Consider the following 684-nt stretch of genomic DNA (forward strand, 5'->3'; position numbering starts at 1 on the left):
GGGCCCGCGAGTGGCGGGACCGCAACGTCGACGCCTTCTGCGCCGGGTACGCCGAGGTGAGCGACTCGGACCCCCGCGACACCGGTGCGCTCCTCCGGGCGTACACGCTGGACAAGGCCCTCTACGAGGTGGTGTACGAGTCGCGCAACCGGCCCAGCTGGGTGGGGGTCCCGCTGGGCGCGGTCGAGCGCATCCTCGCGACGGACTAGCGCCGTGCCGTCAGCTCGCGGGCAGCTGGTCCTTGGCCCACTTGTAGTCGGCCTTGCCCGCGGGCGAGCGGCGGATCTCGGGCACGTCGACGATCACCTTGGGGACCTTGTAGTTGGCCAGTGACTGACGCAGGAACTCGGACAGCTCGTCCTGCTCCACCGACTGCCCCTCGCGGAACGAGACCACGGCGGCGACCTTCTGGCCGTAGCGCGGGTCCGGCGCCCCGGCGACGAGCGCGTCGTGCACGGCCGGGTGCGCCTTGAGCGCCTGTTCGACCTCCTCCGGGAAGACCTTCTCGCCGCCGGTGTTGATGCACCCCGAACCGCGGCCGAGGAACACGATGGTGCCGTCCTCGCGGAGCTGTCCCATGTCGCCCAGGACCGAGACGCGTCGACCGTCGACCACGGGGAACGTCTTGGCGGTCTTCTCCGGGTCGTTCCAGTAACCGATCGGCAGGTGACCGCGGCGGACGAT

Annotated in this window: 2 pseudogenes; one reads left to right on the top strand and one right to left on the bottom strand. The window is 70.8% G+C overall.

Features of this window, described 5'->3' with window-relative positions:
• Positions 1-209: pseudogene (locus G6021_RS15240) on the top strand (hypothetical protein); the annotation flags it as partial.
• 10 nt (positions 210-219) lie between these two features.
• Here G6021_RS15240 and G6021_RS17595 read toward each other — a convergent pair.
• Positions 220-684, bottom strand: a pseudogene (locus G6021_RS17595) (acyl-CoA synthetase); the annotation flags it as partial.

This window comes from Dietzia sp. CW19 (assembly GCF_014145265.1).
Taxonomy (GTDB): Bacteria; Actinomycetota; Actinomycetes; order Mycobacteriales; family Mycobacteriaceae; genus Dietzia; species Dietzia natronolimnaea.